The organism is Mesorhizobium sp. L2C084A000 (assembly GCF_000502875.1).
Classification (GTDB): domain Bacteria; phylum Pseudomonadota; class Alphaproteobacteria; order Rhizobiales; family Rhizobiaceae; genus Mesorhizobium.
The window spans coordinates 68,721-90,198 of the sequence record NZ_AYWX01000015.1; the positions used below are offsets into that span (position 1 = coordinate 68,721).

Annotated in this window: 18 protein-coding genes and 1 pseudogene; 9 read left to right on the forward strand and 10 right to left on the reverse strand. The window is 61.9% G+C overall.

The features are described from left to right. Positions 1-108: 108 nt before the first annotated feature. From X735_RS140485 to lepA, 3 genes are all read right to left on the reverse strand, one after another. On the reverse strand, positions 109-1,320 hold the full coding sequence (locus tag X735_RS140485; protein WP_023813451.1) for a hypothetical protein: 1,212 nt from the start codon (positions 1,318-1,320) through the stop codon (positions 109-111). Further along, on the reverse strand, positions 1,317-2,075 hold the full coding sequence (locus X735_RS140480) for a hypothetical protein (RefSeq protein ID WP_155930603.1): 759 nt from the start codon (positions 2,073-2,075) through the stop codon (positions 1,317-1,319). The genes X735_RS140485 and X735_RS140480 overlap by 4 nt, the downstream gene beginning before the upstream one ends. 298 nt (positions 2,076-2,373) lie before the next feature. Next, entirely contained in the window at positions 2,374-4,179 is a 1,806-nt protein-coding gene (gene lepA / locus X735_RS140475; protein ID WP_023813453.1) for a translation elongation factor 4, read from the reverse strand. A gap of 259 nt (positions 4,180-4,438) precedes the next feature. On the opposite strand from lepA, the gene X735_RS140470 reads away from it, so the two are divergent. From X735_RS140470 to X735_RS140450, 5 genes are all read left to right on the forward strand, one after another. Then, positions 4,439-5,608: a pilus assembly protein TadG-related protein gene (locus X735_RS140470; RefSeq protein WP_023813454.1), complete on the forward strand. Its 1,170-nt coding sequence runs from the start codon at positions 4,439-4,441 to the stop codon at positions 5,606-5,608. Between the two features lie 344 nt (positions 5,609-5,952). Next, positions 5,953-6,645 (forward strand): DUF1223 domain-containing protein, encoded by a 693-nt coding sequence (locus tag X735_RS140465; RefSeq protein WP_023813455.1) that lies wholly within the window; start codon positions 5,953-5,955, stop codon positions 6,643-6,645. A gap of 101 nt (positions 6,646-6,746) precedes the next feature. Next, the gene (locus tag X735_RS140460; RefSeq protein WP_023813456.1) at positions 6,747-7,004 is read left to right on the forward strand and encodes a hypothetical protein; all 258 of its coding nucleotides are present in this window, start codon (positions 6,747-6,749) and stop codon (positions 7,002-7,004) included. Between the two features lie 142 nt (positions 7,005-7,146). Further along, on the forward strand, positions 7,147-7,884 hold the full coding sequence (msrA, locus tag X735_RS140455; protein WP_023813457.1) for a peptide-methionine (S)-S-oxide reductase MsrA: 738 nt from the start codon (positions 7,147-7,149) through the stop codon (positions 7,882-7,884). A 185-nt stretch (positions 7,885-8,069) separates the two neighbouring features. After that, the gene (locus X735_RS140450; protein WP_031213667.1) at positions 8,070-8,357 is read left to right on the forward strand and encodes a GIY-YIG nuclease family protein; all 288 of its coding nucleotides are present in this window, start codon (positions 8,070-8,072) and stop codon (positions 8,355-8,357) included. A 146-nt stretch (positions 8,358-8,503) separates the two neighbouring features. On the opposite strand, the gene X735_RS140445 is transcribed toward X735_RS140450, so the two are convergent. Then, positions 8,504-9,508, reverse strand: a complete 1,005-nt coding sequence (locus X735_RS140445; protein WP_023813459.1) for a cytochrome d ubiquinol oxidase subunit II — start codon at positions 9,506-9,508, stop codon at positions 8,504-8,506. 9 nt (positions 9,509-9,517) lie between these two features. Continuing rightward, the gene (locus tag X735_RS140440) at positions 9,518-10,879 is read right to left on the reverse strand and encodes a cytochrome ubiquinol oxidase subunit I (RefSeq protein WP_023813460.1); all 1,362 of its coding nucleotides are present in this window, start codon (positions 10,877-10,879) and stop codon (positions 9,518-9,520) included. A 260-nt stretch (positions 10,880-11,139) separates the two neighbouring features. Between X735_RS140440 and X735_RS140435 the strand changes: the two genes are divergently transcribed. Further along, positions 11,140-12,066 (forward strand): ABC transporter ATP-binding protein, encoded by a 927-nt coding sequence (locus tag X735_RS140435; protein ID WP_023813461.1) that lies wholly within the window; start codon positions 11,140-11,142, stop codon positions 12,064-12,066. Between the two features lie 14 nt (positions 12,067-12,080). After that, a pseudogene (locus X735_RS04705) lies at positions 12,081-12,783 on the forward strand (ABC transporter permease). Positions 12,784-12,936: 153 nt separating this feature from the next. On the opposite strand, the gene X735_RS140430 reads toward X735_RS04705, so the two are convergent. Further along, positions 12,937-13,974 (reverse strand): phosphatidylglycerol lysyltransferase domain-containing protein, encoded by a 1,038-nt coding sequence (locus X735_RS140430; protein ID WP_023813464.1) that lies wholly within the window; start codon positions 13,972-13,974, stop codon positions 12,937-12,939. Positions 13,975-14,325: 351 nt separating this feature from the next. Here X735_RS140430 and X735_RS140425 point away from each other — a divergent pair, with 351 nt between their 5' ends. Next, positions 14,326-15,516: an NAD(P)/FAD-dependent oxidoreductase gene (locus X735_RS140425; RefSeq protein WP_023813465.1), complete on the forward strand. Its 1,191-nt coding sequence runs from the start codon at positions 14,326-14,328 to the stop codon at positions 15,514-15,516. On the opposite strand, the gene X735_RS140420 is transcribed toward X735_RS140425, so the two are convergent. Continuing rightward, positions 15,508-15,732 carry a hypothetical protein gene (locus tag X735_RS140420; protein WP_013528677.1) on the reverse strand — a complete coding sequence of 75 codons (225 nt, stop codon included), beginning with the start codon at positions 15,730-15,732 and terminating at the stop codon, positions 15,508-15,510. The genes X735_RS140425 and X735_RS140420 overlap by 9 nt on opposite strands. A gap of 225 nt (positions 15,733-15,957) precedes the next feature. Beyond that, entirely contained in the window at positions 15,958-17,961 is a 2,004-nt protein-coding gene (locus X735_RS140415; RefSeq protein WP_023813466.1) for a PhoX family phosphatase, read from the reverse strand. A gap of 556 nt (positions 17,962-18,517) precedes the next feature. Here X735_RS140415 and X735_RS140410 point away from each other — a divergent pair. Beyond that, positions 18,518-19,003: a hypothetical protein gene (locus tag X735_RS140410; RefSeq protein WP_023813467.1), complete on the forward strand. Its 486-nt coding sequence runs from the start codon at positions 18,518-18,520 to the stop codon at positions 19,001-19,003. A 279-nt stretch (positions 19,004-19,282) separates the two neighbouring features. Here the strand turns inward: X735_RS140410 and X735_RS140405 are convergent, their stop codons facing one another. Beyond that, positions 19,283-19,942, reverse strand: coding sequence for a response regulator transcription factor (locus X735_RS140405; protein WP_023813468.1), 660 nt, complete (start codon positions 19,940-19,942; stop codon positions 19,283-19,285). Beyond that, complete coding sequence (locus X735_RS140400; RefSeq protein ID WP_023813469.1) at positions 19,939-21,333, reverse strand: sensor histidine kinase; 1,395 nt, start codon at positions 21,331-21,333, stop codon at positions 19,939-19,941. The genes X735_RS140405 and X735_RS140400 overlap by 4 nt, the downstream gene beginning before the upstream one ends. Between the last annotated feature and the right edge of the window lie 145 nt (positions 21,334-21,478).

The window sequence follows — 21,478 nt, forward strand, 5'->3', positions numbered from 1 at the left end:
GTGATGTCTCCCCAAGCCGTCGGGAGGATACGTCATGGCGGGGCGCTCTCAAAGGGGGCGCGCGGAAAGCGGGGAGGTGTCGAGGGGGAGCCCATGTCGTTAGACAGATCAATCGATGGGATTGGATCGGAGCGATGCCCGGAATAGGGGCAGGTTAGGTCCCTCTCGGTTCTGAACTCTTGGACTCTTAAGGAATTCTTCAATCGCTGGCCTATACTGCTCAACAAAAATGCTGCGGGTTCTACCTAGCCTCCGATGTATCTCGCCATTTATCTCCGGCCACCCCGCCAGATATTTCGCAAAAAATAACAGTAACGAGCCTCTGCTTGCGGGAAACTGTGCGGAATACAAATGGCGCACAAGCTTTGCAGCCGCAATTTCCATCAAACGATCATCGCCGTCGTCTCTAATAAGGGTATCTCTAATCCTATCAAGGGCAAGGTTCGCAAACTTCGCTTTATCGCGTTCATACTGCAAGAGGGCTGAAATACCAACGTTTCTATTTTCAAGTATGCCAGCAATAAGAATCGCAATGCGTTCTTCCTGGCGCCGCGCGGATCGAACCTCAATAAGTAAATCTTTAACCGCGCTATCTTGTACATTGTCATACTTCTCGTATGTTGGGTTAGGCGTAGCGATCATGTCTGGGATGATCGCAAATTCGGAAATTATCGCATCCTTTAAGATCTCTTCATTCATCAAAGCTCGGTCACCGTCGTCCAGAGCATCTAGGTGAAGTAGTAATTCACCTCCCACGCCTATGGATGCGCCCAATCTCGCGCGAGCGCCTAGAACACGTTTTGCAACATCTGCGTTTGGGGCCAATGCGAGTAGATTTGCCCAAACTGCCGACCTAAGAGCGGCTCCCTCGTAAAATGCCCTAGCAGACGGCAACCCTGCTGAGTTGACGAGCTCTTCACGCATTGAGAGACGAGCAAGTTTCTTTTCTTGGGCGTTACCGATCAGTTCCGCAACCTGCAAGGCAATTGAATTTCTCTTCGGAAAGCGAGATATGAAGCCCCGTAGGATGGGCGCTAGACTTGCAGTCGTGCCCAGATGGCAAAAGCCGTCTTCCGTAACAAATGCGAGAACGTGCTCATCTCCAATTTTAACGGTAAAATTACTTTGCTGCAGGACAATCTTCTCGGATGTCCTTTCAAATTCGAAAAACCCAGAGACCAATCCAGTATACTCATCTATATACTGGACAACTTCTGTATGTGGCCTTGCAGGCGTCTTCAGTATTGGAAGAGCAAAGCCGACCAAATCATCCAGAAATGGCAAACACCCGACGACGAAGAAGGTCTGAGTGCTGTTCACAAGTCCCCCCAAGCTAAGTACAAGTCTCTAACCGCAGCTTCGAGGTGGGCCTGATAGTAGTCAGGATGGCGACCAGGTACGAACGTATAAGGGCTGACCACGACACCGCTTTGGACAAGTCTTTCAAGCCATGGCGCCCCCTTTTCGCCATCCCAGAGCGTGTGTGGGACAACTACGGCGGATAGATTGCCTTCGATAGAGATTGGTTCGCCAAGAATTACCTCGATTGAGCAAATTCTGTCGTCTGGTTCATTGCGCCCGGGCGATGTTAAGAGATCTAAGTAGGCCTGTGCGTGAAACTCCCATGCTTCTGCTGCTCGCCCGGAATCGATCTTTGACGTGTCACCTTCGAAATATTCCCTGCGGGTGCCAAACAAGGCTGAAATGATCCGGTTGGGTCTTGTGGTGTCGCCTTCCAAGCTAAAGTCCTCGACAGTCATCTCATCCATAAGGATTCGACTGTATAACCGCTTGTCGAATGCTCCGGTGTCGAACGCAAAGATTGCTTTGGCCTTTTGAATAAGCGATGCGTCGAAAATAAAACAGAAAGGGCAGGCTGCTTCGACGCGAATCGATCCATCTCCGGCAACCCGATAAGCGGGCCGCCCATAGAAAAGATATGCGAGGGGCTCGCCAAAGACTTTGCAATCGCTTACCGAGACGGTATTTGAGCGGATGATATCCTCTGCGACAATGCCTTTCGTAATATGAGTTAAGGGCATGAGCCCCCACTTGGGATCGGGGTGCTTATCCACCCAACTCCTAAATCCGGGTCGGCCGCCAACCAACTTTGGCATCATTCCGCCCAACAAGACGGAAGAAACGGAATCCCGTATTTGCGCATGAAAAGTTATTTCCCCAGAAATGAGGCAACGATACAATCGGGGGTAGAGAATGCAAGGGTGACTGGGGTGTTGTGCCTAATCCCCACCGTGCAGCATCAGCGCCGCGCTGGCGGGGGGCCCGCTGCCTCCGGCAGCTCCCCCGCTTTCGAAGCCTGTCATCGATCCACCGGATCGATGACTTGGCGCGCTTTGCGCGCCAACCGGCTTCTCAATCCCCCATCTTCAGCGCCTGAATAAACGCCTCCTGCGGGATATCCACCTTGCCAAACTGGCGCATCCGCTTCTTGCCTTCTTTCTGCTTGTCCAGCAGCTTGCGCTTGCGCGAGACGTCGCCGCCGTAGCATTTGGCGGTGACGTCCTTGCGCAGCGCCGAGATGGTTTCCCGGGCGATGACCTTGCCGCCGATGGCGGCCTGGATCGGGATCTTGAACAGATGGTTCGGGATCAGCTCCTTCAGCTTCTCGCACATCTGACGGCCGCGCTTTTCCGCCGCCGTGCGGTGCACCAGCATGGAAAGCGCGTCGACCGGCTCCTCATTGACCAGGATCGACATCTTGACGAGGTCGCCCTCCTTATAGTCAGTGAGGTGATAGTCGAACGAGGCGTAGCCCTTGGAGATCGACTTCAGCCGGTCGTAGAAATCGAAGACGACCTCATTGAGCGGCAGATCGTAGATCAGCATGGCGCGCTTGCCGACATAAGACAGGTCGGCCTGGATGCCGCGCCGGTCCTGGCAGAGTTTCAGGATGCCGCCGAGATAGTCGTCGGGCGTCAAAATGGTGGCGCGGATCCACGGCTCCTCGATGGCGGAGATTTTCACCACGTCGGGCATGTCGGCCGGGTTGTGCAGTTCCTTCATCGAACCGTCGGTCAGAGCCAGCCGGTAGACGACTGAGGGCGCCGTGGCGATGAGGTCGAGGTTGAACTCGCGCTCCAGCCGCTCCTGGATGATTTCCAGATGCAGCAGGCCAAGGAAACCGCAGCGATAGCCGAAGCCGAGCGCCGCACTGGTTTCCATTTCAAAGGAGAAGGAGGCGTCGTTGAGGCGCAGCTTGCCAACCGCGGCGCGCAGGTCCTCGAAATCGGCGGCGTCGACCGGGAACAGGCCGCAGAACACCACCGGCTGCGCTGGCTTGAAGCCGGGCAGCGCCTTGGCGGTGGTGCGCTTGTCCTCGGTGATGGTGTCGCCGACGCGGGTGTCGGCCACTTCCTTGATCGAGCCGGTGAAGAAGCCGAATTCGCCGGGGCCGAGCTCGTCGACATTGATGCGGGCCGGGGTGAACACGCCGGTGCGCTCGACCAGGTGCTTGGCGCCGGTGCCCATCATGCGGATGGTCTGGCCCTTTTTCAAAACGCCGTCGATGACGCGCACCAGAACGATGACGCCGAGATAGGCGTCGTACCAGCTGTCGACCAGCATCGCCTTCAGCGGCGCGGTCGCATCGCCTTCGCGCGGCGGCGGCAATTGGTGGACGATGGCCTCCAGCACGTCGGGAATGCCAAGCCCGGTCTTGGCCGAGATCAGCACGGCGTTGGAGGCGTCGATGCCGATCACCTCCTCGACCTGCTCGCGGATGCGCTCGGGCTCGGCGGCCGGCAGGTCGACCTTGTTCAGCACCACGACGATCTCGTGGTTGTTGTCGATCGCCTGGTAGACATTGGCCAGCGTCTGCGCCTCGACGCCCTGCGAGGCGTCGACCACCAGCAGCGACCCCTCGCAGGCGGCCAGCGACCGCGACACTTCATAGGCGAAGTCGACGTGTCCGGGCGTGTCGATCAAATTGAGGATATAGTCCTCGCCATTGTTGGCGCGGTATTTCAGCCGCACCGTCTGCGCCTTGATGGTGATGCCGCGCTCGCGCTCGATGTCCATCGAGTCCAGCACCTGCTCCTTCATGTCGCGCAGCTCCAGCCCGCCGGTCAGCTGGATCAGCCTGTCGGCAAGCGTGGATTTGCCATGGTCGATATGGGCGACGATGGAGAAATTGCGGATGTGGTCGAGGGGCGTGCTCATGGCGCGCGTTTAGCAGGGGTGGCTTGCCCGAGCAAGCGGCAGGCTGCCGCCGTACATGTGGCGCGGCCCGTTGCCTTGCAAGCCGTACAGGCGCTGCCGGGAAGGCAGAGCAGGCCGCTGCCGGGGCAAGCGGTGCGGGCGCTTGTCGCCTTTCCCCCCGGTTTCCTCGAAAAATCGATAAATTTTAACCATGCGCGTTAGAGCATAATTTGTGATCGGCATGTTAGCCGGGGGAAATATCTGATGTAAGGACGAAGGCATGCGGGGGCTTGCAGGCAGTTTTATCGAGTCGCGGAGCGGCTCGTTCGCACCGATACTTGTTCTCGCCATGATTCCGCTGATCACCGCGATCGGCTTTTCCGTCGACTACACCTCCGCGGTCCAGACCAGGTCGACCGAGCAGGCGGCACTCGACGCCGCGATCCTGTCGATCACCACGATGGAAACAGCCTCGACGAAGCCGCAGCGCCAGGTGGTGCTCCAGGATACCTACAGAGAAAACGGCGGACAGGGCACCGCGACGCTGAACAGCTTCGACGTCAGCGCCAACGGCACCGCCACAGCGCGGGCCTCGGCAAGCTACGCCATGCCGACCGTGTTCATGCAGATCGCCAGGATCCCGACGGTGGCGGTCGGTGTCTCGTCGGCGGTGAGCAAGACGCCCGCACTGGTGGAGGCCACATTCAACGTCGATCACGTTTCAGGCTACTGGAACAAGACCATGACCTTGTACGGCCTTCCCTACGGTTGGACCTCCACGACCACACCGACGGCCATGATGAAGGCCAACTATAACTACAAAGCGTATAGTTATTCCTATACGAGCGGGGGTAAGACCTACACGGCTACCGAGCCGAAAGGTTACGGCACGACAACTATTACCACGGGACCAACCAATACGCTGGTTCAGACCCAAGTGTGCACGACAGTAGGATCGGCAACCGATTTCACTGCCACTGCGGGAGTTTACAAAAGCACCGCGGTGGCAAAAAGCGGAAAGACGAGCGCCACCATCTATTTCAAGACGACGTGCGCGACCACGAATACCGCCGGAAACAGCAGTGGCGCAACAGTCAACGTGAGCACGGTGGACAAGCTCTATCTGCAGATGGATGTGCCGTCCGGACCGGTCAACCCGCTCAGGTCGAACAATACAGACACGTCGAACCGGCTCTACCTCGGCGCCGGGTACAGCACCGCGGCACAAAAGGCACTGGACCCTTCCAAATACCTCCCCGTCGAGGTTGCCAGCAACACGGACGTCGACATCTTCAAAGTGGTGCCTTGCAGCCAGACCAGCGACCAGGCATGGGAAGACGGCGGCAACAATCCTCCACTGCCAGACGTCACGAACGCCGACTTCTTCTACAGCGTGACCGGCAAGTGCGACTTCAACAAGCGGCCCTCCAACACGGTGCTGACGCAGTAGACGCTGCCCCAGGCTAAACGCCCTATGGGCTTGTGAGGCTTGGCGATCCTTCACACCCCCCTCTGTCCTGCCGGACATCTCCCCCGCAAGGGGGGAGATTGGCAGCTTCGTCGGCCGCGCTCCTGTTGCGAAGCTAGTGATAGGCGAAAGCCGTGATGAGGGTCGATCTCCCTCCTTGCGGGGGAGATGGCCGGCAGGCCAGAGGGGGGTGCTGTCCCTCCGGCTTTCCCTGCGATCTCCCGAACCTCATCACAAACCGGTGAACGCTGTAACGAAGCAGCAAGCAGCGGCGAAGTGGGGACATGAGCGGCGCTTCCAGGCGCCGCCGCCCACGGAGCAAGCCGATGTCCCGCAAGTTCGTCACAGTGTCCAGCCTCTCAGCGCTCGCGCTGGCGGCGTCGCTCGGTGCGGCGGCGGCCCAGCCGCTCACCGTGGTCGAGCTGTTCACCAGCCAGGGCTGCTCGTCCTGCCCGCCGGCCAACGCCAATCTGATCAAGGTCAAGGATCAGCCCGGCGTGCTGGCGCTGTCGTTCAACGTCACCTACTGGGACTATCTCGGCTGGAAGGACATTTTCGGAAAACAGGAATTCACCCGGCGCCAGGTCAATTACGAGCCGGCGCTCGGCCGTGACGGGCCGTTCACGCCGCAAGTGGTGGTCAACGGCCATGCCGATGTCGTCGGCGCCGCACCCGGCGAGATCGAAAAGCTGATCTCGGTGAGCGGCCGGACGGGCGGCCCGGCATTGTCGCTCGATGGCGGCAAGATCAGCATCGGCGCCGGCGCCGCACCTGGCGGCCACGCCGATGTCTGGCTGGTGCGCTATGCCAAGGGCGTCGTCGAGGTGCCGGTGGCGCGCGGCGAAAACACCGGCCGCACCTTGCCGCACGCCAATGTCGTGCATGCGCTCAAAAACCTCGGCAGCTGGACCGGCGCGGCCGCGACGTATCCGCTGCCCGCCGCATCCGGCGGCCTGAGCACCGCCGTGCTCGTGCAGTCGCCCGGTGGCGGACCGATCCTGGCTGCCGCGACCGACTAGATCGCGCTTCGGCAAGAGATTGCGCAACGCCGCATGGAGCGGCGCCGCATAGCACGGCCGCCAAGAGGGCGCGCCTTCACGACCAACCCAAGGAGATCATCATGACCATTTCCCGCCTGACGCTGCCGGCGCTCGCTCTCGCTTTGTGCTCGACGGCGCTGTTTTCCGGCGGCATCGCTCGTGCCGACGACGCGACCAACGCGATGAAGCCGGCTGCAAATGCCATGAAACCGGCCGCGGATGCGATGAAGCCTGCAACCGATGCGATGAAGCCAGGCGATCCGATGGCCACCAATTCCATGAAGCCGGCCGCCGACGCCATGAAGCCGGCAACGGATGCGATGGCGCCGGCCAAGTAAAGGTGGTGCTGTTTCCGGCTTCGGTCCCGCGGGTCCGTATCCGGATGCACGTGAAAGTGAGGCTTCGGCCGCAACTCGCCCGTCGCATGATCGTATCTTATCCAATAGACTCCACATGATGGACGTCACAGGAGCTCAAGCCATGACCGACATTCAAAAACCAGTCACCAGACAATCGTCGAACGTCTTCCGCAGCGCGCTCGCCGCCCTGGCACTTGCCGCAGCGGGCGCCGCCTTCTGGCTGACGCCGGCGGTTTCGGCCGAGGACGCGGTGAAGATCCCGCCGCCGGCAATCGACGAGAAGGCGGCCACCGGCACTGAAAAGGCAATCTTCGCCGGCGGCTGCTTCTGGGGCGTGCAGGGCGTCTTCCAGCACGTCAAGGGCGTCACCAAGGCCGTCTCCGGCTACACCGGCGGCGACAGGGACACCGCCGTCTACGAGACGGTCGGCTCAGGCCGCACCGGGCATGCCGAATCCGTCGAGATCACCTACGATCCGTCTGAGATCACCTATGGCCAGTTGCTGCAGGTGTATTTTTCGGTCGCCCACAACCCGACCCAGCTGAATTTCCAGGGTCCGGACTCCGGCACGCAATACCGCTCGACGATTTTCACCGAAAACGATGCACAGAGGAAGATCGCGCAAAGCTACATCGCCCAGCTCGACCAGGCCAAGGTGTTCCCGGAGCCGATCGTCACCACGCTGGAAACCGGCAAGACCTTCTATCCGGCCGAGAATTACCATCAGGATTTCCTGACGCTGAACCCGACCTATCCCTACATCGTCTACAACGACCTGCCCAAGGTGGCGAACTTGAAGGCACTGTTCCCGACGCTCTACAGCGAAAAGCCCGTGCTGGTGCTGTCGGCGAGCAATTGAGTCGAGCGCGAGAAGCGGGGGCGGGTGTGCGAAGGGCGGCGACGCCCTCCTTTCCGTCGTCATCCTAGGGCGGAGCAAGGAGCGAAGCGACGCAGCGCAGACCCTAGGATCCATGCCGCGACGTTGGGCGTAGAATGCAACGGGGCGGGATGGCTGCCCGGCAGATCGCCAGCTATCTTCGCGCGATGACAGGCTACGTTTACATGACCGCTAGCCAAAAGCGTGGCACGATCTACATCGGTGTCACCAATGACCTCGGCCGCCGCATGCCGGAACACAAATCCGGCCAAGGCGCAGGGTTCACCAGCCGCTACGGCGTGCAGCGGCTGGTCTGGTATGAGGAATTTTTCGACATCACTGATGCCATCCAGCGCGAGAAATCACTGAAGCGCTGGCCTCGCCAATGGAAGATCGACCTGATCGAAAAAGCGAATCCGGAGTGGTTCAAGCTTTTTCGCGGGACGGGGTGGTAGGCGCACCGTTTCTTGCACCGTCGGATCACTGCACCACCGTTACGGCATGGATCCTAGGGTCTGCGCTGCGTCGCTTCGCTCCTTGCTCCGCCCTAGGATGACAAAGGCACGGTAGCCGCTGCCACCTTCACCCCCACTGACCCACCTCAATCATAAGTCAAATCCGTCGCCTTGCCGCCGAACACCCGGTAGGCATAGAACGAATAGAAGATGATGACCGGCAGCACGACCACGGTGCCGGCCAGAATGATGGCCAGGCTCTCCGGCGCGGAAGCCGCCTGCCAGATGGTCAGGCGATCCGGCACCACGAACGGGTAGAACGACCAGGCGAGGCCGGCAAAGCCGAGCGCGAAGATGGCGGCCAGCGTCAGGAACGGCATCAACGAATGGCGGTCGTCGGGCTTCGGCAGATGGAAGGTCTGCCGCCACAGCCACAGGAACAAAAGCGCCGACAGGATCGGCAGCGGCGACAGATAAAGCATTTCCGGCCAGACGAACCATTTGTCGAAGATACGCGGGCTGGCGAAGGGCGTCGCCAGCGACACCGCCGCCATGCCGAGCGCGGTTAGCACCAGCGCGGTGCGCAGCCAGCGCACGGCCTTCCTCTGCAACTCGCCTTCAGTCTTGTAGATCACCCAGGCGGCGCCCATCGCCGCATAGGCCGCGGCAAGGCAGAACGCCACCAGCACGCCGAACGCCACGCCGCCGAGGCCGACATCGAGGCCCAGCACATAGACGCCCAGCATATAGCCCTGCGCCAGCGATGCGATGATGGAGCCGAGGAAGAAAATACGGTTCCAGCGGTGCTTGCGCTCGGTCGGCACCTTGGCGCGGAAATCGAAGGCGACGCCGCGCAGGATCAGCCCGAGCAAAAGCACGAAGACCGGAATGTAGAGCGCCGTCAGGATGACGCCATGCGCCAGCGGGAAGGCGACCAGCAGCAGGCCGACGGCCAGCACCAGCCAGGTTTCGTTGGCGTCCCAGAACGGGCCGATCGCGGCAATCATCGTATCCTGTTCGGTGTCTTCAGCGGCGGCGAACAGAATGCCGATGCCGAGATCGAAACCGTCGAGAATGACGTAGATCAGGATGGCGAGGCCCATCAGGCCGGCGAAGATCAAGGGGAGCGCGGTTGGCCAGTCGAAGCTCATTTTCTTCTCCTACTCGCCAGCCGCCGGCTGCGACATGGCGGCGTTCATGACGCCCGGCAGCGGCGATGAATCGCCGTCCTTCGCCGCCTTCAGCGCCAGGTGCACCAGCACGCCGAGATAGGCGATCAGCAACAGCACATAGAGAACGAGGTATATGGCGAGCGTCAGCGCGACATGGCTGCCGGCCACCGGGCCGACCGCGTCGGCGGTTTTCAGCACGCCGGTCACCAGCCAGGGCTGGCGGCCGATTTCGGTGGTGTACCAGCCGGCCAGCGTCGCCAGCCAGCCCGACAGCGCCATCGGCACCATCAGCATGGCCAGCGGCTTGGGCAGGCTGTGCCGGCGCTTGAGGAAGAAGGCCGCCGACCATGAGACGAGCAGCATCAATATGCCCGTGCCGACCATGATGCGGAAACCCCAGAACACCGGAAAGACCGGCGGATGATTGCCGGCATAGTCGTTCAACCCCGGCACCACGCCGCTGGTCGAGTGCCGCAGCACCAGGCTGGCGCCATCGGGAATGGCGATCTCGAATTTGTTCTCCCTGGCTGCCTCGTCGGGCAGCGCGAAGAGCACCAGCGGCACGTTGGGGCCGGTGTTCCAGTTGGCCTCCATGGCGGCGATCTTCTGCGGCTGATGCTCCAGCGTGTTCAGCCCATGCTGGTCGCCGGCGAAGATCTGGATCGGGATCAGGGTCGCCGCCGTGAAGACGCCGGTGCGCAGCGCCTTCCACATCGATTCCGAGCGGTCGCCGGTGAGATAGCGCAGCGCCGACAGGCCAGCGATCAGGAACGACACCGTCAGCCCCGACGCCAGCAGCATGTGGGTCAGCCTGTAAGGCATTGACGGGTTGAAGATGATTGCCCACCAGTCGACCGCATGCGCCACGCCGTCGCGCATCTCGAAGCCGGCCGGCGTCTGCATCCAGGAATTGAGCGCGATGATCCAGAATGCCGAGACGGTGGTGCCGCCGGCGACCAGCACCGTCGCCAGCGTGTGGATGCGGTTGGAGACGCGGCGGAAGCCGAACAGCATGATGCCGAGGAAGGCCGCTTCGAGGAAGAAGGCGGTGAGGATTTCGTAGGCCAGCAGCGGCCCGGCGATGTTGCCGACCTTTTCCATGTAGCCCGGCCAGTTGGTGCCGAACTGGAAGCTCATGGTGACGCCCGAAACCACGCCCATGGCAAAGGACAGCGCGAAAACCTTCACCCAGGTGAAATAGGCGCGCATCCAAGCGGAATCGTTGGTCGCGTTGTAGCGCAGCTTGAAGAACAGCAGCACCCAACCCAGCGCAATGGTGATCGTCGGAAATAGAATATGGAATGAAATATTCGTGCCGAACTGGATACGCGAAAGTATGAGCGGGTCCATGATGGGCTCCGGCTGCTGCAAATACTCGCGAAGGATAGGCCCGAAGCGAGTTCACGTCAAAGCGGCGTCCTGCCGCGAGGCTGAACGCCACAGGACAATTTTGCCGGTTGCGTGCCGCGCAACTCCGGGCCTGTGCGCCGCACCTGCAACGGCCGGCCGGCACGATTGTCGAGAACTGTCAGCAGGGCATTGACTTGCGGTTGCAAGCACCGACATTCGTCCTATATCAGGGGACCTCTTTCAAGCAGCCGTTTTCATCCATGCCTTCCATCCTGTCCATTTCCGGGGTCTCCAAGACCTACGCAACCGGTTTCACCGCGCTCAAGGAAGTCAATCTCGACATTCAGCGCGGCGAGATCTTCGCGCTGCTTGGACCCAATGGCGCCGGCAAGACGACGCTGATCTCGATCGTCTGCGGCATCGTCAACCGTTCGTCGGGCACGGTCACCGTCGACGGCCACGACATCAACAAGGATTATCGCGCCGCGCGCGGTCTGATCGGGCTGGTGCCGCAGGAACTGACCATCGACGCCTTCGAGAGCGTCTGGGCGACGGTCAATTACAGCCGTGGCCTGTTCGGCAAGCCGGCCAACCCCGGCTTTGTCGAGAAGGTGCTGCGCGACCTGTCGCTGTGGGACAAGAAGGACGCCAAGGCGATCACCTTGTCGGGCGGCATGAAGCGCCGGCTGATGATCGCCAAGGCGCTGTCGCATGAGCCGCGCATCCTATTCCTCGACGAGCCGACCGCCGGCGTCGACGTCGAGCTGCGCCAGGACATGTGGGCGATGGTGCGCCGGCTGCGCGAGGACGGCGTCACCATCATCCTCACCACGCACTATATCGAGGAAGCCGAGGCGATGGCCGACCGCGTCGGCGTCATCAATCGCGGCGAGATCATCCTGGTCGAGAACAAGGCCGAACTGATGCGCAAGCTCGGCCGCAAGCGGCTGGTGCTGGAACTGCGCAATCCGCTGACGGCCGTTCCCGAGGCGCTCTCGCGCTATGCGCTGGAATTGTCGCCGGATGGCGGGCAGCTGACCTACACCTATGACAATCAGGCCGAGAGGCCCGGCGTCGCCTCGTTGATGCGCGATCTCGAGGCCGGCGGCATCCAGTTCCGCGATATCGACACGCAAAACTCTTCGCTCGAGGAGATCTTCGTCAATCTGGTGAGGAGGGAGCCATGAACCTGCGCGCCGCCATGAACCTTCGCGCAGTATGGGCGATCTACCGGATGGAAATGGCCCGTGCTTTCCGCACCGTGCTGCAGAGCATCGTCTCGCCGGTCATCTCGACGTCGCTGTATTTCGTCGTCTTCGGCTCGGCCNCTGATCATGCTGTCGCTGTTGACGCAGTCGATCTCCAACGCCTCCTTTGCCATCTATTTCCCGAAATTCGTCGGCTCGATCTACGAGCTTCTGTCGGCGCCGGTCTCCTATCTGGAGATCGTCATCGCCTATGTCGGCGGCGCCGCGACCAAATCGATCATCCTCGGCCTGATCATCCTGGCCACCGCCTCGCTGTTCGTACCGCTCACCATCCTGCATCCGTTCTGGATGCTCGCTTTCCTGGTGCTGACGGCGGTGACCTTCAGCCTGTTCGGCTTCATCATCGGCATCTGGGCGAAGAGTTTCGAGCAGCTGCAGCTGGTGCCGCTGTTGATCATCACGCCGCTGACCTTCCTCGGCGGCAGCTTCTATTCGATCAACATGCTGCCCGAGATCTGGCGCACGGTGACGCTGTTCAACCCGGTCGTCTATTTGATCAGCGGCTTCCGCTGGAGCTTCTACGGCAAGTCCGACGTTTCGGTCGGCGTCAGCCTCGGCATGACGGTCGTCTTCCTGCTGGTCTGCATAAGCATCGTCGCCTGGATCTTCAGGACCGGTTATCGGCTGAGGAATTGAGCGGCGAAAGTACAGGTCTGTTGAGATTCAGGTCAGGCCGAGACGAAAATGGTGGATTCCGAGAACCGGAGCGGAGCGTACTTTTCGTACGTGAGCACCGGAAGCGCAGGAAGCCGCCATTTGCAGGCCGGCATCACCTGAATATCAGCAGACCTAGATCGCCTTGACCAGCCGCAGCAGCCCCAGCATCTCGACATACGTTCCCTTGCGGAAGGCGATATAGACCGGCTCTTCGACGCCGTGGAAGCGGCGCTTGAAGGCCGCCTGGCCCTGCAGGTTGAACCTGCGGCGGTTGACCCAGGGCGAAGAATAGGCGCGCTGGAAGGCATTGCGCCAGAAATCGCTTTCGGCAAATCCGCTCGGACCCACATCGACGAGCGGCGACAGGCCGAGCGTGACCACCGAGATGCCCTCTTCGCGAAAACGGTCGACGGCGAATTTGGTCAGGCCGACCTCGGCATGCGGTGAGGCGTCGAGATGCTTGCGCTTGAAGGCGGTGGTGTAGCCGATGACCTTGCCGTCGGCAAACAACGGGTCGAAGTCGAGCAAAGCGACCAGTTCGCCATCGGGACCGTGCAGGACGAAACGGCGCATGTCGGTGCCGAGATGGTCGGCGAAATGGCGGTTGAGAAAGCCCATCTCCCAGCGCTTGACGATGCGGTCGCCGCGCCAGTTTTCCGAAAGCCGGGCGATCTCGTCGAGGTAGATGGTGCGCTTGTCCTCTTCGAACGAAAAGCCTTTCTTCAGCAGCCAGCGCTCGGAGTAGCGCACGGTCTCGTTGCGCTTCCCGGAAAAATCATGCTCGGGCAGGGCGAGGCGGGTGTCGATGCCGAGGCGATTGACCTTGTAGCCAAGGCCGGCCAGCACGCATGCGGTGTCCTCGCCGACCTGCACGAACCATGGGCTGCCGGCGGTCTCGACGAAGCGCTTGATGTAATCGGCCCGACGCGCCGGAGCCGCCACCGGGTCGCCGAGCGCGAAATGGTGCTTCATCTTGGTACCGAAGGCGATGTAGCCATCGGCGTCGCCGAAATAGGAAAGCTTGCCTTGCACGGCGGTGGAATAGGCGAGCGAGAAGTCGCCATAGCGGCGCACCAGTGCCAGGCGTTCGACATGGGTCAGCGCCTGCCGCTCGACCTCGGGCGCGGCAGCCTCAAGGATCTTGTCGAAATGGAACCGCAAGGAGGGCATGGTCGAGATTCCGCGTGCCGCCTACAGCGCCGGCCGTCCAGGACGCGCCAAGGTGCTGTAACACTTTGATTCTGCGCATGACTCGAAAATCGGACTCGATTTCGGACATGCGCGTGGGGGATAACCGAGACCCGCCAGCCACCCAAGGCCTCGAATCAATCACATTGCCGCGACCTGATTACCGTTGATATCGCGCATATGCCATATAGAGCGCAACCGCGGCCCGGCGTGTGGCTCTAAATCGCATCGCTCGAAATTCGGCCGCGGTTTGCTGCAGGGATCCTGCGCGCGATCAAACGGTTACAGCGTCCTGCGAGCCTTGCGGCGGGACGTCCAATGGGATTCGAGTGAATGACGGATACGACAATCAGATCGGTTGCGGATCTGCCGGCCATGGTCGAGCCGGCAATCGTCGTCGGCGCCGGTGCTGCTGGGCTGGCCGCCGCGCATGCCTTGATGAACGCCGGCGTGCCGACGGCGATCCTGGAAAAGGAAAGCCGGCTGGCCGAGCCCTGGCACCGGCGCCACCAGCAATTGCATCTCAACACCCATCGCGATCTTTCTTCGCTGCCTGGTCTCGCCTTTCCCCCTGGCACGCCCGCCTTTCCGCAAAGGATGGTCGTCATCCGCCACATGAACGATTTCCAGAAGGAGAACCGGCTGCCGGTGCAGTTTGGCGTCGCGGTCGAAGAGATCACCTTCAAGGGCGATCACTGGGCATTGCGCACCAGCGCCGGACTGCGCTTCGCCCGCAATGTCGTCATCGCCACCGGCCGCGACAGGCAGCCATTCACCCCCGAATGGAAAGGCATGAAGGATTTCGTCGGGCGCATCATCCATTCGGCGGATTTCGGTGACGCGCAAGCCTATGCGGGCCAAAGAGTGCTGGTCGTCGGCGCCGGCAATTCGGGTTTCGACGCGCTCAATCATCTGGCCGGCATAGACACGGCCGCCATCTGGCTGTCGGCCCGCAGCGGCCCCGCTTTGCTGCCCAAGCGGATTGCCAAGATCGCCGTGCATAGGCTTTCGCCGCTCATGGCGCGCCTGCCTTTGCGGATCGCCGATGCCGTGATGGCGGCAACGCAGCGGCTGGTTTTCGGCGACCTGACCAAATTCGGCCTGCCGCCCGCGCCTGCGGGCGGCGCCAGCCGCCTGACCTCGGACTATACCGCGATCGCCGCCGATGACGGCGCCGTCGGCGCCATCAAGGCCGGCAAGATCACCGTCGTGCCGGGCATACGGGAATTCACCCGCGATGGCGTGATCCTGGCCAATGGCAGCCTGATCTATCCCGACATCGTCATTGCCGCGACAGGCTACCGCACCGGGCTGGAGCCCATGGTCGGCAAGCTCGGCGTGCTCGACGCCAAGGGCGTTCCGCTCTTCAACGGTGGCCAAGCCGATCCAAAATTGCCCGGTCTGTGGTTCACCGGCATGCGGCCAAGCATTCGCGGCTGCTTCGCCAATGCCGGCATCCTGGCCAAGGCGATCGCCAAACGAATTGCAAGGTCGGCCCCGCACCAATCCAGCGCATCACGCTGATTTCGGTTCCAGCCGCCGGAAACCGACGGCTTCCATCAGCATGTCTTCTTCCACCATGCCGGCATTGTGCAGGGCGAGCAGGTTAAGCGCGATTTCCCGCGCGTCGGCGGAATCGGGATGTGCCTCGCGCCGCCGGCAGGCCTCGTCGAACACGCGCTGCAGCTTGGCGATATCGGCTGGCTTGAGCAAGCCACGGTCATAGACAGACTTCGACATGGCGATCTCCTGATAAAGACCTAGAGCGCCACGTTTAAATTGCCAATCTTTCCCGAGGCTTGACCGACTTCCCCCGTCGCCTCGTCATCCTGGGGCGGAGCAAGGAGCGAAGCGACGCGGCGCAGACCTCTGGAGCTGCTCCGCAGCCCAAGGGATACATGCCGCGGCTTCAAGGCGCAGCAGCGGCGCAAATTCTGCTCCGCTGCTGCCCATGCGAGTGGGCAATCAGACCGCGATCTTGCCGCCGCCTTGTCTGGTGATGGCGACCACCGACGGCCGCACCGGCATGTCGGGCTTGAAGTCGGGCCAGCGCGTCGACAGGTCCTCATAGTAAGAGGGGCGCCCGAACGCTTCCCAGTCCTCTCCGCCGTCGCCCGGATGCTGGACGGCGACGAAGGCGGTCTGGTCGTCGGGCGCAAACAGCGGACCGCACATCTCGGCGCCGATCGGCACGCGGAAGAACAGTTTCGAGGTCGCCCGCGCCGCCCCCTCGGTGTCCACTGCCCACAGGCCATCGGTGCGGCCGGTGGCTTTCGGCCCCTGTCCGTCGGTCGCGACCCAGAGACGCCCGGCCGAATCGACCGCGCAATTGTCGGGCATGCCGAACCAGCCATTGGCCGTCGTTGCTGTCGAGAAGGTGGCGCCGACATCGGCGACCGCCGGATCGCCGCATTTCAGCAGCACTTCCCACTTGCCCTTGGCGGCGGTGAAATCGCCGCCGTCCTCGGCGATTTCGATGATGTGGCCGAAGGCGTTTTCGGCGCGCGGGTTGGCAGCATCGACCTGGTCGGCCTTGCGCTTCGAATTGTTGGTCAGCATGACATAGACCTTGCCGTTGACGCCATTGGGCTGGACATCTTCCGGGCGGTCCATCTTGGTGGCGCCGAGCAGGTCGGCGGCGCGGCGCGTCTCGATCAGCACGTCGGCCTGGCTGGCAAAACCGTTTTCAGCCGTCAGCGGCCCCTGGCCGAAGACGATCGGCAGCCATTCGACCGTGCCGTCTTCGGCGAACTTGGCGACATGCAGCGTGCCATCGTCGAGCAGGTCCTTGTTGGCGGCACGATCGTTCGGATTGAACGCGGCCCTGGTCACGAACTTGTAGACATAGTCGAAGCGCTCGTCGTCACCGAGATAGAAGACGACGCGGCCGTCCTTGGCGACGATCGATTCGGCGCCCTCATGCTTGAAGCGGCCCATGGCGGTGCGCTTCCTCGGCGTCGAGGTCGGGTCGTTGACATCGACCTCGACGATCCAGCCGAAGCGGTTGGCTTCGTTGGGTTCCTTGGCGAGGTCGAAACGCTCGTAATGCGCCGCCCATTCATAGGCGCCTTCGGGAATGCCGAGACGCTTGTAGTTCGCGGCTTCCTTGTGGCCTTCCGGCAGCTCGCCGGAAAAATAGCCATGGATGTTCTCCTCGGCCATCACATAGGTGCCCCAGGGCGTGACGCCGCCGGCGCAATTGTTGAACGTGCCGAACACCTTGGTGCCGGACGGATCGGCATTGGTCTTGACGCGGTCATGGCCGGCAACCGGGCCGGACAGCGCCATTTCGGTGTTGGAGGTGATGCGGCGGTTGAGCTTGCCGTCGCGCACCACCTGCCATTTGCCACCATCCTTGCGGATCTCGACGATGGTGCCGCCATGGGCGGCCATCTCGACATCGACCTGCTCCTTCGAGAGGGGTGCGACTTCTGCCGACTTCTTGCCGTCCTTTTCGACGATCTTCACGATGCCCGGGAACATCAGATGCGGATTGGTGTATTCGTGGTTGACCACCAGCAGGCCATGTTCGGCCGAGCCGTCGATCGGGATGTAGCCGACATAGTCATTGTTGTAGCCGAACTGTTTCGCCTGGGCCTCGGCCGACTGTTTCGTCGGGTCGAAGTCGGGCGAATCGGCAAACAACGGATCGCCCCAGCGCAGCAGGACATCGGCATCGTAACCCGACGCGACATGGTGCTTGTCGTCGATGCCGGCCTCGAGTTCGTCGAACGCGAAGGCCGAGCCTCCCGCTGCCCTGGCCTCGTCGGCGCTGATCAGCGCCAGCGGGCTGACGGTGGCGGCGATGGCCGAGACGGCCAGCGAGCCCTTGAGGAAGCCGCGGCGCGAGAACCGCGCGGCGATGATCTCGCCCATGGTGCGGTTGTCGGAGGCGTTGATCGCCGGGCCGTCGTTTTCCTCGAGCAGGCTGGTGCGGAATCGGGTGTCGGGGGAGCGAAGGTCAGTCATCGTGGCTTGCCTCTGGCTGTCGGGTGGCTGGAGCGTGGGGTACCTGTTGACCCCCTTATAATCGCCGGGTCACATTTTCGTGACATCGGGAGACGTTTCAGACGCGACAGGCATTGCGCGCAGCGCTGGCTCAGCATTCCCGAAGGCCGTGAGCTGCTCCGGAATCGTCTTTCGAGAGGAAGGAGACCTTCGGCGGCATGTTTCGCGCGCATCTTACAACGGCGCATGACGTCAGTCGTTGCCAACGGATCAACGGACAAAGCCGGCTCGACAAGTCACCTCCGCCGCCCCCGGCGGAGGTGACTTGATGTTCGGCGTCTGCCGTCGTCAGGCGTCGGGAAAGCGAGTCTCCCGTTTAGCGATGGCGGTCGCGGCGCCGTTCATGCAAAGCTAATGTAGCATAGGCTTGGGACTTTAGTCCAATCTTGCGCTTGCAAAGGTCCTAGTTGACAACCGCAACGGTCGGAGGTCGCTTCCGGGCGCCGCGTCTTTCGGCAATGTTGTTGCACTGCAACGTTGGGGTGGGGCGCGCCGGGCTCAGTCGTCGGAGATCAAAATGCACAGATCGGTCACGACCCGTTGTTGCCGGCTGGCGCTCAAATCGGCAGCGGCGCTGGCGTTGACGATTGCTCCCTACCAAATTGTCCTGGACGGCTCCGTTTCCGGCATCCAGACCGCCAGCGCATACGCCGGCAAAGGTGGCGGCGGCAACGGTGGTGGTGGGGGCGGAGGCAACAGTGGGGGCGGCAACGGCGGCAATTCCGGCGGAGGCAATAGCGGGAACAGCGGCAATAGCGGCAACGGCAATGGGAATGGCAACAGCGGCAAATCAGGATCCAATCAGGGTAAGAGCGGGAGCCATGTCAATGCAAAGACCGGTGACAAGGTCGACGTGACCGGCAACAAGATCACGGTCCGGCACCCCGACGGCATAACGGAAAAGCTCGAGAACGGTCGTTTCAGCATGAAGGACGCGCTCGGTCGCACGATCATCGACCGCCAGGCTACCCCGGCCGATGCCAATCGTCTCAAGGCCTTGTGAAGCTGGCCAACAGGCAACGGTCAGCTTTGCACGTCACCTCCGCCGCCCCCCGGCGGAGGTGACCTCGTTTTTGGCCAGCGTCCCGGTTTTCGGCACCGCAATGGCTGCAGTCCCGAGGCGCGACGTGCTTTTGCGCAATCCGGGACGGGAAACCGTTGCGCATTTCCCCGTACCTGGCCTGGAGCAATTCTAGGAAAAGTGTGAAGCGGTTTTCCGTCTAGAATCGCGTCAAAACAAAGAATTAGAGCAGCTCGCCGTTCCGTGAAACGGTGAAATGCTCTAAGAAGGCCTGTCGCGGTCGCGCAACTCACGCATCATCAAGGCCGCTTCGGTGCGGTTTCGCACATTGAGCTTCGACAGCACCCCGGTCATGTGGTGCTTGACGGTCTTCTCCTGCAGCTCAAGCCGCAAGGCGACTTCCTTGTTGCTCAGCCCCTCCGCCACCAGCCGCAGGATTTCCGTCTGCCGATCGGTGAGCTGCCGCAGCCGTTCCGCAATGCCGTCGGTCGGCTGCTGGGACTGGAGATCCGAAAGCAGCCGGGCCGACAGCGTCGGCGACAGATAGCTTTCGCCGGCTGCAACATTGCGCAGGATGTCGGCGAGCCCGCGCGACCCGACGCCTTTGAGGACATAGCCATTCACCCCTGCGTTCAGCGCCTTTGTCACATCGGCATTGGCCTCCGAAACGGTCAGCATGACGATCTTCTGGGCGGGATGGCTGGCGAGGATGCTTGCGACCGCGGTCAGCCCGCCGCCCGGCATGGAGATATCGAGCAGCAAGATGTCGGGCCGCACCGTCGTGGCGAGGCGTTCGGCATCCTGCGCCGTGGCGCCCTCGCCAACCATCTCGAAGCCCCCGATCTCCGACAGGCTGCGCGTCACACCTTCGCGAAAGAGGGGATGATCGTCGACAATGGCGATGCGGATGGTACCAGTCATGCTTGCTCCTCGACCGACAGACGGATCACCAAACGCGTACCTTGCGGCCCGGTCAAGGTTTCGAACTGTCCGCCAATGCTTTCGACCCGCTCCCTGAGGCCGGCGAGGCCGAGACCCTCGACCCGTGCCGCCGGATCGAAACCCGGCCCGCCGTCCGACACTTCGACAAAAAGCCTGCCACCTTTCATCCCGGCGCTCACTGCCTGATCCTTGCCTAGCCCGTGGCGATAGGCGTTGTTCAGCCCTTCCTGAACGAAACGATAGATGCTGATCTTCTCGGAAGCGCCGGGTTCCGGCAACTGTCCGGCCAGCGTCAGCGTCACCGACGTTCCCGTCCTCTGCTCGTGTTCCTTGACGGCCAGCCGCAGAATGTCGTTTGCGGCAGCCGTCTCGATCTGCGGAAGGACAAGGCCGGTGCAGATGCCGCGTATTTCACGCATCGCATCCTCCAGTGTCTTGCGGATCATCGCGACCTCGGTCGAACGGCTTACGCCCGAATGGCCATCGCTGGAAAATATCGGACTATCCATGCGCAGCGCCGCCAGGGCCACGAGTTGGGCCGGGCCGTCATGGAGGTCGGCGCCGATACGGCGCAGATATCTTTCGTTGAGGGCGGTGGCGCGGCGAGAGGCCCGTTGCACGCGCAGTCGCAAGGCACTGTTTTGCGCCACCAGACCCTGCAGCTCCGACACTTGGCGGCGCAGCGCCCCACGCTGATCGTCGATGGTGCGGCTGCCGCGCAGGACGATGCCCGACAGGAGCAGGAATGCCGCCAGGGTCGCGCCGGCCACGATCAGCCAGCTCGACCACAGGGCGGACGCCAGGGTGGCCTGGAAATCGTCGGCGATCTCATAGAACTCGGTGACCGCCACCACCTCGCCCGACCAGGGCTCGCGCACGGGATTGTAGATCTCCAGCAAGGGCAAGCGGGTAGCCTTCTCCTCGCGTTCATCATCATCGAATGTATTGAATTCAGCGACGACGTTGCCTTCGAAGGCGGAACGCAGATTGTCGCTCGGACCGAAGCGGCGGCCGATCAGGGCCGTCTCCTTGGCGTAGAGAACCGTCCCGTCGCGGCGCCAGAGTACGAACGATTCGAGGCGCTTACCAAGCGCGCCCTGGCCAAGCGTCTCGTCCAGCGCCTGCTTGACGGACTCGCTGAGCTCCTGCTCCTTGCGCAAGTCGGGAAGCAGCGGCGCAATCACGCTGTCGACATAGAGCGCCGTCGTGGCGGCCGAATTGCGGATGACGCCGTCCCGGATCTGCGCCGTCACCCAGGTGCCCACCACCAACATGACAGCCAGCAGGCCAAAGCCGCCGGCAATGACGAATTGCAGGGCAAGGGAAAGCTCGCTCCAGCGCCGCACCAGGTTTTGAAAACTGCGAATCATGAGCCCCTGACCGCCCTTCGAACCGACAGATTGGGCGATGGTAGTACTTTGAGCTTCCGGCTTGCCATTGCCAAGAGCTTCGTTTGGTCGAGGTCGCTTGACGTCCCGGCGCGCTTGGGAAACAACGTCCGCGACACACGCGGCG